This window comes from Arthrobacter sp. sptzw32 (assembly GCF_059089735.1).
In genome coordinates, this window is sequence record NZ_JBNHEZ010000003.1 from 154,303 (window position 1) to 167,422 (window position 13,120).

Genomic DNA, 13,120 nt, shown 5'->3' on the forward strand with positions numbered 1-13,120 from the left:
TTCGGCGTCGTCTTCGACACCACTGGGACAGTCTGTAGCGGATGCGTGTGGTTTTGGTCACGAACCGCCGGGTCCCATCGAGTATGGTCCTCCCAAACGCGCAGCTCAACGCCGAATGATGCAGAGTGCATCTGCATTAATGCACACGGGCAGGCTTGTGGGGCCGGGGCTACTCCGAAAGATGGTCCCGCAGCTGGCTCCCCAGCTGGGCGATCTCCGTGAGGAATCCGTCGTGCCCGATGGGTGCCTCGATAAGGTGGACGTCTACCTCGCCGGGGAGGGCACGGGCCAGTTCCCATGACTGGGACGGGAAGTAGAGCCGGTCAGAGTCCACCGCCGCTACAAAGAACCGTGCAGTGCAAGCGGACAGGGTCTGGACGAGGGCTCCACGCCCCCTGCAGATGTCATGGCTCATGAGCGCTTCGGTGATGGCGATATAGCTGTTGGCGTCAAACCTCTGGACCAGTTTGCTGCCCTGGTGGTCCAGGTAGCTTTCCACCTGGTAGCGCCCGCGCGCTGCAAGCTGCTCGCCTTGAAACGGTGATTCGGGAGCCTGCGGCGCACGGCCGAACCTGCCGTCCAGCTCGACCGGAGAGCGGTACGTGATGTGGGCGATCCGCCGGGCGAGGGCCAGCCCCTCCTCGGGGGCGGGGCCGCCGTAGTAGTCGCCGCCGTTGAAGTTGGCGTCCTGCCGGATGGCGAGCGTCTGTGCCTGGGCGAAGGCGATCTGTTCTGCCGTGCTCGCGGCACCAATGGAGATCACGGCGCAGCGCTGCACCCGTTCCGGAAAGGTGACGGCCCATTCGAGGGCGCGGGCGCCGCCCATTGAGCCGCCCAACACGGCGTACCAGCTCCGGATTCCGAGCTGGTCTGCCAGCCGGGCTTCGGCCACGGTGCTGTCCCGCAGGGTCACCAGCGGAAAACGCGAACCCCACGGTTTTCCGTCCGGGGCAGGCGACGAGGGCCCGGTCGAGCCGTAGCAGCCGCCCACAATATTTACGGACACCACGAAGAAGCGGTTGGTATCCACTGGTGCGTCCGGCCCGGCGAGTTGTTCCCACCAACCGGGCTCCTCGGTGTCGCCCCGGGTCACGTGGGTGCTGCCGGTCAGTGCATGTTCGATCAGGACGGCGTTGCTGCCGTCCTCGTTCAGGGTGCCCCAGGTTTCGTAGGCCACAACAACGTCCGGCAGGTAACCGCCGGCTTCGAGCTTCAGCCCGCCGATGGAGGCGTAGCGGACAATGCCGTGTTCGGGGACAGTTGTACGGGTGACGGTAACCGTCATGGCAAGACCTCTTCTACGCGCTTGCCCGCCGTCATATGACCGGCAGGCCAGGTCTTCACCCGGGGCACCCCGCCGCGGAAGGAGGGTTGCCGGCCAGCAAGCCGGGGCTGTCACTGGCACTCATGACCTGGTTCGAGTGTACGAAACAGCCCCTGCCTGCCGCCAAGAGTGTGACTGGTTGTGACTTCCCCGGCCCGTTGCTGCCCCCGGGCGCCCACCCTGTGGGAGGGCTAGGCTCCGGTGGCCTCCTTGGCCGCGCGGAAGCCGGCTTCGAGGTCGGCCAGGATGTCATCGATATGTTCGATCCCCACCGAAAGCCGCACCAGGCCGGGGTTCACGCCCGCCACCACCTGCTGCTCGGGCGACAGCTGGCTGTGGGTGGTCGACGCCGGATGGATCACCAGCGACCGGACGTCGCCGATGTTCGCCACGTGGGAGTGCAGCTCCAGCGCGTCTACAAAACGCTTGCCCGCCTCCGCGCCACCGGCAAGGTTGAACGACACGATGGCGCCGGTCCCCTTGGGGCCGTATTTGCGGCCCCGCTCGTACCAGGGGCTGGAGGGAAGCCCCGCATAGGCGACCGATTCGACGTCGTCACGCGCTTCCAGCCACTGGGCAACTTCCAGGGCGTTGGCAACATGCCGTTCCACCCGCAGGCTCAGCGTCTCCAGACCCTGGGCGATGAGGAAGGCGTTGAAAGGCGACACCGCCGAGCCGAGGTCCCGCAGCAGCTGCACACGGGCCTTCAGGATGTAGGACAGGTTCGCGCCGAGGGCACCGTCTGCGCCGAGATCGCGGGCGTAGACAAGCCCGTTGTAGGTGGGGTCCGGGGTGTTGAAGCCCGGGAACCGGGCAGGGTCCTTGCCAAAGTCGAACTTTCCGGAGTCGACGATCACTCCGGCAATGGCGGAGCCATGGCCGCCGAGGTACTTGGTGGCTGAGTGCACCACAATGTCAGCACCCCATTCGAGCGGCCGGATCAGGTACGGGGTGGACAGGGTGTTGTCCACGATCAGTGGAACGCCGGCGTCGTGCGCCACCTGGGACACGCCTTCGATGTCCAGGACGTCCTGCCGCGGATTGGACACCACTTCGCCGAAGAAGAGCTTGGTGTTGGGCTGGACTGCCCCGCGCCACTGGTCCAGGTTGTCCGGATCTGCCACGAAGGTGACTGAAATCCCGAATTTCTTGAGTGTATGGGCAAAGAGGTTGTAGGTGCCGCCGTAGAGGCTGGGGCTGGCGACGATGTGGTCCCCTGCCTCGGCGATGTTCAGGACGGCAAAGGTCTCGGCGGCCTGGCCGGAGCTGAGCAGCAACGCTCCCAGGCCGCCTTCCAGGCTGGCGATCCGCTGCTCCACCGCTTCCTGCGTGGGATTGCCGATCCTGGTGTAAATGGGTGCCAGCTCGGCCAGGGCAAAGCGGTTGGCGGCGCTTTCAGCGCTGGGGAAGACAAAGGACGTGGTCTGGTAGATGGGAAGGGCCCGGGCGCCGGTGGCACCGTCCGGCTCCTGCCCTGCGTGGATCTGGCGGGTTTCAAAAGACCATCCGTTGGACAAGTAAGGCTCCTTTGACATGGGCCCGGCATGCTGGGAAGCACCGCGGGCCGCGCTTGCCATCCGGCCGTTGCCGGACAACCAGGTCCTCACCCGGGGCACCCCACCGCGGGTGGAGGGTTGCCGGCCAGCAAGCCGGGGCTTCGTGCTGGCACTCATGACCTGAGCTCAGTGTAGGAACGTGCAGACACGGCCGAACAGGATTATGACGAACATAGTCCTCAAGATTTCGGGGACCTGCGCAGAAAAACCAGTGCTTCCACGGGAAAATCCCAGTAAGGGTTGCCTTAGCTGAGAGCCCGATCACAAAGTGCCAAGATGTTGCCATGCGCATGGATCACGTCTCTTACGCCTGTGAACACGATGGCCTGGCTGCCACCACCGAACGTATCTCCTCTGCCCTCGGCGTTGAGGCAGTGAAGGGCGGGGTACACCCGCGGTTCGGAACCCGGAATATGATCATCCCGCTTGCGGGACACAAGTACCTCGAAGTGGTGGAGGTCCTGGACCACCCCGCTTCGGACAAGGCTCCCTTCGGACAGGCAGTGCGTGCGCGGTCTGCCGCCGGCGGCGGCTGGATGGGCTGGTGCGTCGAGGTTGACGACCTGGCACCATTCGAAGAGCGCCTTGGCCGCTCCTCGGTCAACGGAAACCGTAAGTTTCCCGACGGCCGCGAACTGGTCTGGAAACAGATTGGCATCCTCGGTCTGATCGCAGACCCGCAGGTTCCGTACATGCTCAAGTGGGAGGGCGACCCGACCCTGCACCCGTCCAACGCCTACGAAACCAACGTCAAGATGAGCTGCCTGACCATTGCCGGTTCGGCTGAGCGCGTTACTGAATGGCTGGGTGAGCCGGTAGAGAAGCCGCTCGAGGACGTGGCCGTGGAGTGGGTGGCACCGCACGGAACCCCCGGGATCCTTTCGGTGACGTTCGAGACCGCCAACGGAGCCGTCACGATCTGACTGTCCCCGGCGGAGCTGCGGGGCTGCGGGGCTGATGCCCGAGCTTCCGTACGGGCTTCCGTACGGTCGGATATACCAGCTCGCTCTTTCCTGAGCTTCGGCCGCCATCAGCAGGTGACAACGGCGTCACCCGCTGATGGCGGCCGAATCCGTTTCCTGGTGCACCCCGCGGATGACGGCGCGGCAACGGGTAGTTCAGCTGCCTGCGCATCCACTCCAACCGGTATTGTCAGACCCCCTTGCCATGATGGGTGTATGGGAAAAGCGGCGGTAGCGAAGGCGTTTGAGGACATCAATGCCGCCCTTGCCGTGCTTTATGCCGAAGCGGAGGCTCCGGGTTCCGGGGTGGTTGATGGTGCTGATCCGTTGGCTGCCCTGGCCGATGGTTGCCTGGACATCCTCTCCGGCGCGGCCACCGTGGAGGCACGGGTCACAGGGCTGAAGGCCCGGGCGGCGGTGACGTACGCGGACACCGTCCATGCTGTCGCGGCGCCGGGAACCCCGGTGCAGGCGCGAGAGATGGCGGTCGCCGCGGAAATTGGCAGCCTCCTGGCCCTTGGCGGCCGTGCCGCTGGTGCGTTCCTGGCCACCTCCCACGCCCTGGTCACAGGGTTGCCGCTGACCCTCTCGGCCCTGCAAACGGGGACGATTTCGTGGCGGCACGCCCAGGTCATGGTGGAGGAAACCGCCACCCTGGACCCTTCCGGCGCCGCCGCCCTCGAAGCCCACTTCCTGGGCCCGGATACACCCATACCATCCACGGCCGCGCCGATCGGGGACATCCCGGCGTGCCGGTTCAAAGCCAAAGCCCGGATCTGGCGGGAACGCCACCACGCCGAGTCCATCGACCAGCGGCACACCAGGGGTGTGGCCGACCGGCGGATGGAATACCGTCCTGACCAGGACGGGATGGCCTGGCTCTCGGCCTACCTGCCCGCTGACCAGGCGGTAGCGGGCTGGAACCGGCTCACCGCCATCGCCAGGGGTATGCAGGGCTCCAACGAACACCGCACCCTCACCCAACTGCGGGCCGACCAGTTCGCCGGAGCCCTCCTCAGCAGCGGGGACATGATCAGCGGCGGAACCACTACCGGCAGCAGTGACGATACAGGCGCAGACGCAGGCCCGGCTGCAGACTCTGATGCAGGTACAGGAACGCATCGTGGGCCATCGTCATCGATCCGGCCACAGGTACTGGTCACCGTGCCCGTGTTCTCCCTGCTCGGCCTCACCGACGAACCCGCCATGCTGGACGGCTACGGACCCATCCCGCCCTCGATGGTTAGAGACCTCGTCACCAACGGCGCCAACTCGTTCTACCGGGTCCTCGTGGACCCCCGCGACGGCGCGCCACTGGAGATCGGTCGGACCAGCTACCGCCTCACCAAAGCCATGAAGAAAGCGCTCCAGCTCCGGGACGGCAAATGCACGTTCCCCGGGTGCAGCAACAACTCCCTGGACAACGAAGCCGACCACCTCACCGCCTGGCACCACGGCGGAACCACCGGAATCAGCAACCTCGGCCAGCTCTGCCCCACGCACCACCGCCTCAAACACGCCACCGCCTGGAAACCCACCAGGGCCACCAGCACCCAACCGCCGGGCTGGACCTCACCCACCGGCAGGCACTACAAACCCGAACACCACGACTGGGAACCACCACACTTGCCACGCCAACTCCAGACCGTGCCGGAAGACGCTACACGCGGCCACGTGGACTTTGTCCTCGTCGCGCACTCCCCCGGAGAGGACTGCATCGAACGGTTCCTGCACGCGCGCGGCGGTTGACCTTCACGGATTTTGAGCCTTTACCCCAGTCCTATGGCCTTGCCGAACAGGCTGAAGCCGACGAAGGCCACGATGTCCAGCACGGCATGGGCGATCACCAGGGGCATGACGCGGCGCGTCCGGGTATACAGCCACGCGAAAACGAGGCCCATCACCACGTTGCCGATGAAGGGGCCAAAGCCCTGGTACAGATGATAGGTGCCGCGGAGCACCGAGCTCACGACGATGGACAGCGGTACGCTCCAGCCGAACTTCCCAAAGCGGTTCAACAGGTAGCCCACCACGATGACTTCCTCCACCACGGCATGGCGCACTGCCGAGAGGATCAGCACCGGCACTGTCCACCAATACGCGTCGAGCGCACTGGGAATGATGGCCGTAGTAATTCCAAGAGCCCTCCCCGCGGCGTAAAGGCCAAGGGACGGGATACCTATCAGAGCCGCCAGTCCCAACCCCTGGAACAGGTCCCGGCCAGGCCGCTCGAAGTTGAATCCGAGCTTGCGGAAAGCCGAACCCGCGTTGCTGTCACCGGAGGCTGCCTGCCGCTGGTCCGTGAGGAAGTAAATCACCAGCAGCACGGGCACCAGCGCGAAGATGATGTCCAGCAGTTGGTAGGTCAGGTCAAAGTATTCACGAGTGCTCTGGGAGCGGTTGAGCGTGGACGTGCCTTCTGCCAGCGGCGCCCGTGTCATCTTGTCCAGTAGCTGCACCACCGAGTAGACCGCAGACTGGCCCAGGGACAGGCCCAGGACAATCCAGACTTCAATCTTCAAACGACGGCGGGAGGGAACCAGCATGTACCCATCTTGCCTGCAGTTCCTGGTTCCGGGCTGATTGCCCTTACCGTCCGGCTGGCACACAGCTGAAACTAGCTGGCAGCCACAGTCACTTCCGTACCGTTGGCTTCAAAGGCCGCCTTGTCCCGTGCCGAGATTCCTGAATCCGTAATGAGGCGGGTGAAGTTGTAGCCGTCCATGGTGGCAAAGGCGCGCACCCCTACTTTGGACGAGTCAGCCAACACATAAGAAACGCGTGCCCTGCTGGCTAGCAGGGCGTTCACCGAGGCCTCCCCCTCCCCCGTGTTGGTTGGTCCCACTTCAGGGTCAATGCCGTTGACGCCGATGAAGGCGATGTCCAGCACCACCTTCTGCATAATGATGTCCGTGTAAGGCCCCACGAGTTCATAGGAGCGCGGATTAAGGATTCCGCCGGTCACCATGACCTTGATGTTTGGCCGGACCGCCAACTGCCCGGCGATATTGATCGCATTGGTTACTACCGTGAGGGTGGGCTGGTTGGAAGGCGCGTTGAGGTCCTCGCGGGTGGCCAGGATCTGTGCCAGTGCGGTGCTGGTGGTGCCGCCGCACAGGCCGATCACCGCCCCTGGAGCAATCAGTGCAGAGGCGGCCTGGGCAATCTGTTCCTTGGCCTCGGCGTGGTCGTCACGGTTGTACCGGCCCGGCAGGTCGTACGCGAGAGCACCGGTGGTGGCACCGCCCCGGGTCCTGGTCAGCAACCGTCGCTTTGCCAGGCTGTCCAGGTCGCGCCGGGCAGTGGCTGGGGAGACGTTGAGGGTGGTGACGATCTCTTCGACCTCTACCTGCCCGGTTTTGGCAAGGAGATCAAGGATGGCCGTCAGTCGGTCGGTGCGGGTCATGGCAAAGGCCTCCAGCTACTCCGCCACCAGCTCCGATGACGCTTCCTGATCATAACAGGTCACTTACGATCATCTAACGCCATTTTGCTGGTGCTGGTTACCTGGCCCGCTTCCCAGCACGCCATACAGCGTACGTCAGTGGCATGCCCGGGCGGTAAGCAAGGTGCGTCGCAGAGGGTGCGTTGAGCAGCTGAAGGTCCGCCCGGTGACCGACGGCGATCGAACCCACCGCGCGTTCGCCGTCGGTATCGATTCCTGCGTCCTTGTGCAGCGCCAATGCACCGCCGTAGGTGGCGGCCCGGACGGCTTCATGGACGCTGAGGCCCATCTGCAGCACTGCCGTGGTGACGCAAAAGGCCATGGAGCTGGTGTAGGACGTGCCCGGGTTGCAGTTGGAGGCCAGCGCCACCTGGACTCCGGCGTCCAGCAGGGCCCGTGCAGGCGCGAGCGGCTGGCGGGTTGAGAGGTCGCAGGCCGGCAGGCAGGTGGCCACGGTGCCGCGCCGTCCGGTTCCGGCGGCATCATCCCAGGCGGCCCAGGTTCCGGCGAGCGCGTCCACGTCCTGCTCCGCAAGGTAGTTCACGTGGTCCACGCTGGCGGCGCCGAGTTCCACTGCGAGCTGCACTCCCGGCCCCTCGCCCAGCTGGTTGCCGTGCACGCGCAGGCCGAGCCCCGCTTCGCGGCATGCCAGCAGGACCCGCCGGGACTGCTCAGCCGTGAAAGCGCCCTTTTCACAAAAGACATCAGCCCACTGCACGTATGGCCGGACGGCGGCCAGCATCGGACCACAGACGAGTTCCGTGTAGTGGTCTGGATCCTGCCCGGCAGGCACCAGGTGTGCTCCGAGGTAGGTGACCTGGTCGGCCACGGTGGAGGCGATGCGCGCACTCCGGGTTTCGTGTTCAACGTCCAGGCCGTAACCGGTTTTCGTTTCGATGTAGGTGGTTCCCTGGGCGACAGCTTCGTCAATGCGGGCCAGCGCGAGGCGGGTGAGGTCGAAGTCGGAGGTTGACCGGGTGGCGTCCATAGTGACGGCGATGCCCCCGGCGGAATAAGACTCCCCAGCCATCCGCGCCTCGAACTCCGCCGTCCGGTCACCGGCGAAGATCAGGTGGGTATGGGAGTCCACCCAGCCGGGGAGCATGGCACGGCCTCCGGCGTCGACGGCGTCGTCCGCGGCAGGTGCGTCGGCCGCGGCGCCGATCCAGGAGATCCGTTCCCCCTCAATCACCACCGCAGCGTCCCGCAGGACCTGGTGCTCCAGGTCCTGCGTCATCAGCTCGGCGATATTGGTGATCAGCGTACTCATAGTGCCATTCTTCAGCGCCGGACGGACCAGCGGGTTGCCGCCAGCGCCTGCGCTGTCCGGGATGCCGGACTGTCGTCGGTTCGGCCCGAGGCGCTGCTGGTTGTGTCGAGGCCGGCGAGTATTTGCCCTGCTGCCAGTTCCGCCATCGCGGCCGATGTCTGGAACCCATAGCCGCCCTGGCCTGCAAGCCAGTAAAAGCCGGGGGCTTCGGCGTCGAAACCGGCCACCGGGATACCGTCCGCCGCTTCGGTCCGCAACCCGGTCCAGGCACGGTGGATTCCGGTGATGCCGAGCGTTGTCAGTTGATTAAGCCTTGCGGCGAGCCGCTCCACGTCACCGGGGCGGGGCCTGGCGTCTTCGGCCCTGCTGGGCACTGATTCGGACGGGGAAATCAGCACGTCGCCACCCTCGCGGCGGAAGTAGAGCGAATTGTCCGCTGTCGCCACCATAGGGCTCCGCTCGGGCAACGGGTGTTCGACGGCGGCAATCGCCGCGGTCCGCCGGTACGGCTGCAGCCCGAGCTTCTCCACCCCGCTGATGACGGCGAGTTCATCGGCCCAGGCGCCGGCGGCGTTCACCAGGACGCCCGCTTCGAGTGCCTCCGTGCCGGCTCCCACTTGCCAGCCGGAGCCGAGGCGCTGCGCGGAATGGACCCTCGCGCCGGTGATGATGTCCACCCCGGCCGCGAGGGCACGCTCCCGGTAGTCGGCCAGCAGGAGGGGCGCGTTGCAGCCGAAGGATCCGGTGTCGAGGCCGGCGGCGGCAAACGAATCCGGGACCAGCGCCGGGCAGAGTTCGAGTGCTTCGGCCACGCTGATGGGTTGCATGGAGCCGCTGGCTTCGGCAGCCACCTCCTCCTCGGTCCCGACCAACATGAAGCCGCGGGGTGTAAGCACGTGTTCGGGCAGCTCAGCGTCGCGGGCAGCAATCAGCTCGAGGGTCCGGACCGTCAGTTCCTGGACCACGGGCGGACCGTAGCTGGGGATGAGCTGCCGTGCTGAGCGGGAGGAGGTGTGGTACGCCAGCTCCTGCTCAGCCTCCACCAGCGCCACGCTGCATTTGCCGGCCAGGGCCGAGGCAAGGGATAGCCCGGCGATGCCGCCGCCGACAATCAGGACGTCGTAGTGTGCTGCCATGGCACCATCCTTGCAGAGTTGGGAGGACGGCGGCTGCGCTCAGGCTCCCACTTCGGCACGGCTGGCGACGAAGGCCCGCACGCACGTTTCGACGTCGTCCGCTGAGTGGGCGGCCGAAAGCTGCACCCGGATCCGGGCGGCCCCGCGCGGCACCACGGGGAAACTGAAGGCGGTGACGAAGACGCCATGCTGCAGCATCCGGTCGGCCACCTTGGCAGCCAGGACGGCGTCGCCGAACATCACCGGGACAATGGCGTGCTCGCCGGGCAGCAGGTCAAAGCCTTCCTCGGTCATCCGGCGGCGGAAGAGCGCAGCGTTGTCAAAGAGTGTGCGCCGCAGCTCCGCCGAGTTCTCCACGAGGTCCAGGGCTTTGATGGTGGCGGCAACGATGGCCGGGGCCAGCGAGTTCGAGAAGAGGTACGGCCGGGCCTTTTGCCGGAGCATGGCCACTACTTCCCGCCGGCCGGAGACGTAGCCGCCGGATGCCCCACCCAGCGCCTTGCCGAATGTGCCGGTGTAGATGTCCACCCGGTGCGACACCCCTGCGTGTTCCGGGGTACCGGCACCGGTGGCGCCCATAAAACCGACGGCATGTGAGTCGTCCACCATCACCAGGGCGTCGTGCTTCTCGGCAAGGTCGCAGATGGCTTCCAGCGGAGCCAGGTACCCGTCCATCGAAAAAACACCGTCGGTGACGATGATCTTGCGGCGGGCGTCCTTCGCCTCCACCAGTTTCGCTTCCAGGTCCGCCATGTCCTGGTTCGCGTACCGGTACCGCTGGGCTTTGCACAGACGGATGCCATCGATGATGGAGGCATGGTTCAGGGCATCGGAGATGATGGCATCCTCCGGGCCGAAGAGCGATTCGAAGACCCCGCCGTTGGCGTCGAAGCAGCTGGAGAACAGGATGGTGTCCTCGGTCCCCAGGAACCGCGAGACGCGGGCTTCGAGTTCCAGGTGCAGGTCCTGGGTGCCGCAAATAAAACGGACGCTGGCCATGCCGAAGCCGCGTTCGTCCATGGCGGCCTTGGCTGCGTTAATGATGTCGGGGTGGTCCGCCAGACCCAGGTAGTTATTGGCGCAGAAGTTCAGCACGTTGGCGCCCTGCCGGCCAATGATGCCGGCGGTGATGTGGCTTGACTGGGGCGAGTTGATGCTGCGTTCGGTCTTGAAGAGTCCCGCGGTGCGGATGTCCTGCAGCTCGGTGCTCAGCTGGTCCTTGATCGAGGTGTACATGGTGTTCCTTAGAGTTGGGTCCAGTCGAGGACAACTTTTCCGCCCGCGCCGCTGCGGGCCAGGTCGAAGCCCTTTTCCCACTGGGCGGCAGGCAGCGTATCAGTGACGACGGCTGAGATGCCGGCGTGCAGCACGGGGTTGGACGAGAGCATGGCGCTCATGGCATACCAGGTCTCGTACATTTCGCGGCCGTAGATGCCTTTGAGCGTGAGCATGTGGGTGACCACCTTGCCCCAGTCAATGGTGATGTCCTGGCTGGGCAAACCGAGCATGGCGATCCGGCCGCCGTGGTTCATGTTGTCGATCATTTCCGGCAGGGCGGTGGGGTGGCCTGACATTTCCATCCCGATGTCGAAGCCTTCGCGCATGCCGAGTTTCCGCTGCGCGTCCCGGACACGCGTGGTGGAGACGTCGATGGCGAGATCTGCGCCGAGCTGCCGCGCGAGGTCCAGCCTGGGCGGGGACACGTCCGTGATGGCAATCTTGCGGGCACCGGCATGGCGTACGACCGCGATGGCCATCAAGCCGATGGGGCCGGCTCCGGTAATCAGCACGTCCTCACCCACCAGCGGGAAGCTGAGAGCGGTGTGGACGGCGTTGCCGAAGGGGTCGAATATTGCACCGAGTTCGGCGGTGACGGAGGGATCGTGATGGACCCAGACGTTGGTTTCCGGGATTACGACGTACTCTGCGAAGGCCCCGTCCCGCTGCACACCCACACTTACGGTGTGGATGCACATCTGCCGCCGGCCGGCACGGCAGTTGCGGCAGATCCCGCAGACCACGTGGCCCTCCCCGGAGACCCGGTCACCGACTTTGACGTCGCGCACGTCCTCGCCGATCCCGACGACTTCCCCGTAAAACTCATGGCCGGGGATGAGGGGAGCTTCGATGATCCCCTGCGCCCATGAGTCCCAGGACTGGATGTGCAGGTCAGTGCCGCAGATCCCGGTGGTTATGACCCGGATCTTGACATCCGCGGGACCGGCCGCCGGTTCGGGGCGGTCCACCAGGTCGAAGCCGGCCTGTGGGCCGGCCTTGTACAAAGCCTTCATCGGCTTCCTAACTCTTCATCTTTGCGTCATCGGCGGGAGCTGCCCTCCTCATTACAGCGAGGAAGAAGCTTAAGTACAACCGCTATCTTCTCAATCAACGATGTAGCTGGAGCTAATGCATAGACTGGGGTACATGGAAATACACCAGCTGGAGATCCTGCGCGAGCTCGGCGCCCTGGGCAGCGTCAAGGCCGTGGCGGACACGCTGATGGTGACGCCTTCGGCTGTCTCCCAGCAACTGGCGCTCCTGCAGCGCACCGTGGATGTTCCGCTGACCCGCAAGGAAGGCCGGAACCTGGTCCTGACCGAGGCTGGCCAGGTGCTGGCAGACGCCGGCGCTGCCGTCGTCAGCGCCATGGCGGATGCCAAGGGCGCCATCGGGAGCTACCACGGCACACCGGATGGCAGGGTTACTCTCTCCGGCTTCCACAGCGTGGGCCAGGCCGTGTTTGCCCCGCTCGCGAGGATGCTGGACGCGGAGGGACAACCGCGGATAGAGCTTTCCGACGAGGACGTGGCCCAGCAGGACTTTCCTGCCCTCACTGCCCGCTACGACCTGGTGCTGGCCCACCGGATGGACCACAGTCCCCGGTGGCCCGCGGAGCGAGTGACGGTGATTCCTCTCGCCCACGAACCCCTCGACGTGGCGCTGCCTGCCGGACACCCACTGGCCGGGAAGGCGGCCGTGACAGCGGACGACGTCGGCGGGCAGGCCTGGGTGACCAGCCACACGGGCTACTCCCCCGCCGATGTGCTGTCCGCCGTCGCCGCCGTTTCCAGCCGGGAACTGAACATCGTCCACCGGATCAACGACTACTCCACGGTTGCGGCCCTGGTGGCTGCCGGCGGAGTGGTGGGGCTGCTGCCCAGGTACACCGCCGGGCCGGTGCTCAACGCGCAGATCGTGCTGCGTCCCCTCGAAGGAATCAGCACTCGGCGCCGGATCGACCTTCTGGCACGGCCCGAGAACCTGAAGCGCCGTTCAGTCATGATTGTCTCCGGGGCGCTGCAGGGCATCATGGCCGGCCTGGTGGAACAGGGCTGACGCTGCCTGCCCCGGGCGGCGTGAGAACTGATCAAACCAAAACTGGGTCGCAGCAAATGTCGTTATGACCGCTCAAAACGACACTTACTGC

At 65.5% G+C, this 13,120-nt stretch carries 11 protein-coding genes and 2 riboswitches; of the genes, 3 read left to right on the forward strand and 8 right to left on the reverse strand.

Annotated features, from left to right (window positions below; genetic code table 11):
* Positions 1-169: 169 nt before the first annotated feature.
* Both metX and AC5RVN_RS07295 read right to left on the reverse strand, forming a co-directional pair.
* On the reverse strand, positions 170-1,285 hold the full coding sequence (gene metX / locus AC5RVN_RS07290; RefSeq protein ID WP_494104683.1) for a homoserine O-acetyltransferase MetX: 1,116 nt from the start codon (positions 1,283-1,285) through the stop codon (positions 170-172).
* A 12-nt stretch (positions 1,286-1,297) separates the two neighbouring features.
* Positions 1,298-1,413: riboswitch (SAM riboswitch) on the reverse strand.
* Positions 1,414-1,515: 102 nt separating this feature from the next.
* Complete coding sequence (locus AC5RVN_RS07295) at positions 1,516-2,841, reverse strand: bifunctional o-acetylhomoserine/o-acetylserine sulfhydrylase (protein ID WP_494104682.1); 1,326 nt, start codon at positions 2,839-2,841, stop codon at positions 1,516-1,518.
* Positions 2,842-2,885: 44 nt separating this feature from the next.
* Positions 2,886-3,001, reverse strand: a riboswitch (SAM riboswitch).
* Positions 3,002-3,164: 163 nt separating this feature from the next.
* On the opposite strand from AC5RVN_RS07295, the gene AC5RVN_RS07300 reads away from it, so the two are divergent.
* The gene (locus AC5RVN_RS07300) at positions 3,165-3,803 is read left to right on the forward strand and encodes a VOC family protein (RefSeq protein WP_494137490.1); all 639 of its coding nucleotides are present in this window, start codon (positions 3,165-3,167) and stop codon (positions 3,801-3,803) included.
* A 255-nt stretch (positions 3,804-4,058) separates the two neighbouring features.
* Complete coding sequence (locus tag AC5RVN_RS07305) at positions 4,059-5,591, forward strand: HNH endonuclease signature motif containing protein (RefSeq protein ID WP_494137491.1); 1,533 nt, start codon at positions 4,059-4,061, stop codon at positions 5,589-5,591.
* Positions 5,592-5,611: 20 nt separating this feature from the next.
* On the opposite strand, the gene AC5RVN_RS07310 is transcribed toward AC5RVN_RS07305, so the two are convergent.
* The 6 genes from AC5RVN_RS07310 to tdh form a co-directional block, all read right to left on the reverse strand.
* On the reverse strand, positions 5,612-6,388 hold the full coding sequence (locus tag AC5RVN_RS07310) for a CPBP family intramembrane glutamic endopeptidase (RefSeq protein ID WP_494104679.1): 777 nt from the start codon (positions 6,386-6,388) through the stop codon (positions 5,612-5,614).
* 71 nt (positions 6,389-6,459) lie between these two features.
* Complete coding sequence (locus AC5RVN_RS07315; RefSeq protein WP_494104678.1) at positions 6,460-7,248, reverse strand: DeoR/GlpR family DNA-binding transcription regulator; 789 nt, start codon at positions 7,246-7,248, stop codon at positions 6,460-6,462.
* Between the two features lie 97 nt (positions 7,249-7,345).
* Complete coding sequence (gene hutI / locus AC5RVN_RS07320; RefSeq protein ID WP_494137492.1) at positions 7,346-8,557, reverse strand: imidazolonepropionase; 1,212 nt, start codon at positions 8,555-8,557, stop codon at positions 7,346-7,348.
* 11 nt (positions 8,558-8,568) lie between these two features.
* Positions 8,569-9,693: an NAD(P)/FAD-dependent oxidoreductase gene (locus AC5RVN_RS07325; RefSeq protein ID WP_494137493.1), complete on the reverse strand. Its 1,125-nt coding sequence runs from the start codon at positions 9,691-9,693 to the stop codon at positions 8,569-8,571.
* Between the two features lie 39 nt (positions 9,694-9,732).
* Positions 9,733-10,929, reverse strand: coding sequence for a glycine C-acetyltransferase (locus AC5RVN_RS07330; protein ID WP_494040952.1), 1,197 nt, complete (start codon positions 10,927-10,929; stop codon positions 9,733-9,735).
* An 8-nt stretch (positions 10,930-10,937) separates the two neighbouring features.
* A complete protein-coding gene (tdh, locus tag AC5RVN_RS07335) occupies positions 10,938-11,984 on the reverse strand; it encodes an L-threonine 3-dehydrogenase (protein WP_494137494.1) in 1,047 nt (348 codons plus the stop codon).
* Between the two features lie 133 nt (positions 11,985-12,117).
* Between tdh and AC5RVN_RS07340 the strand changes: the two genes are divergently transcribed.
* Positions 12,118-13,029, forward strand: a complete 912-nt coding sequence (locus AC5RVN_RS07340; protein WP_494137495.1) for a LysR family transcriptional regulator — start codon at positions 12,118-12,120, stop codon at positions 13,027-13,029.
* Positions 13,030-13,120 lie beyond the last annotated feature (91 nt).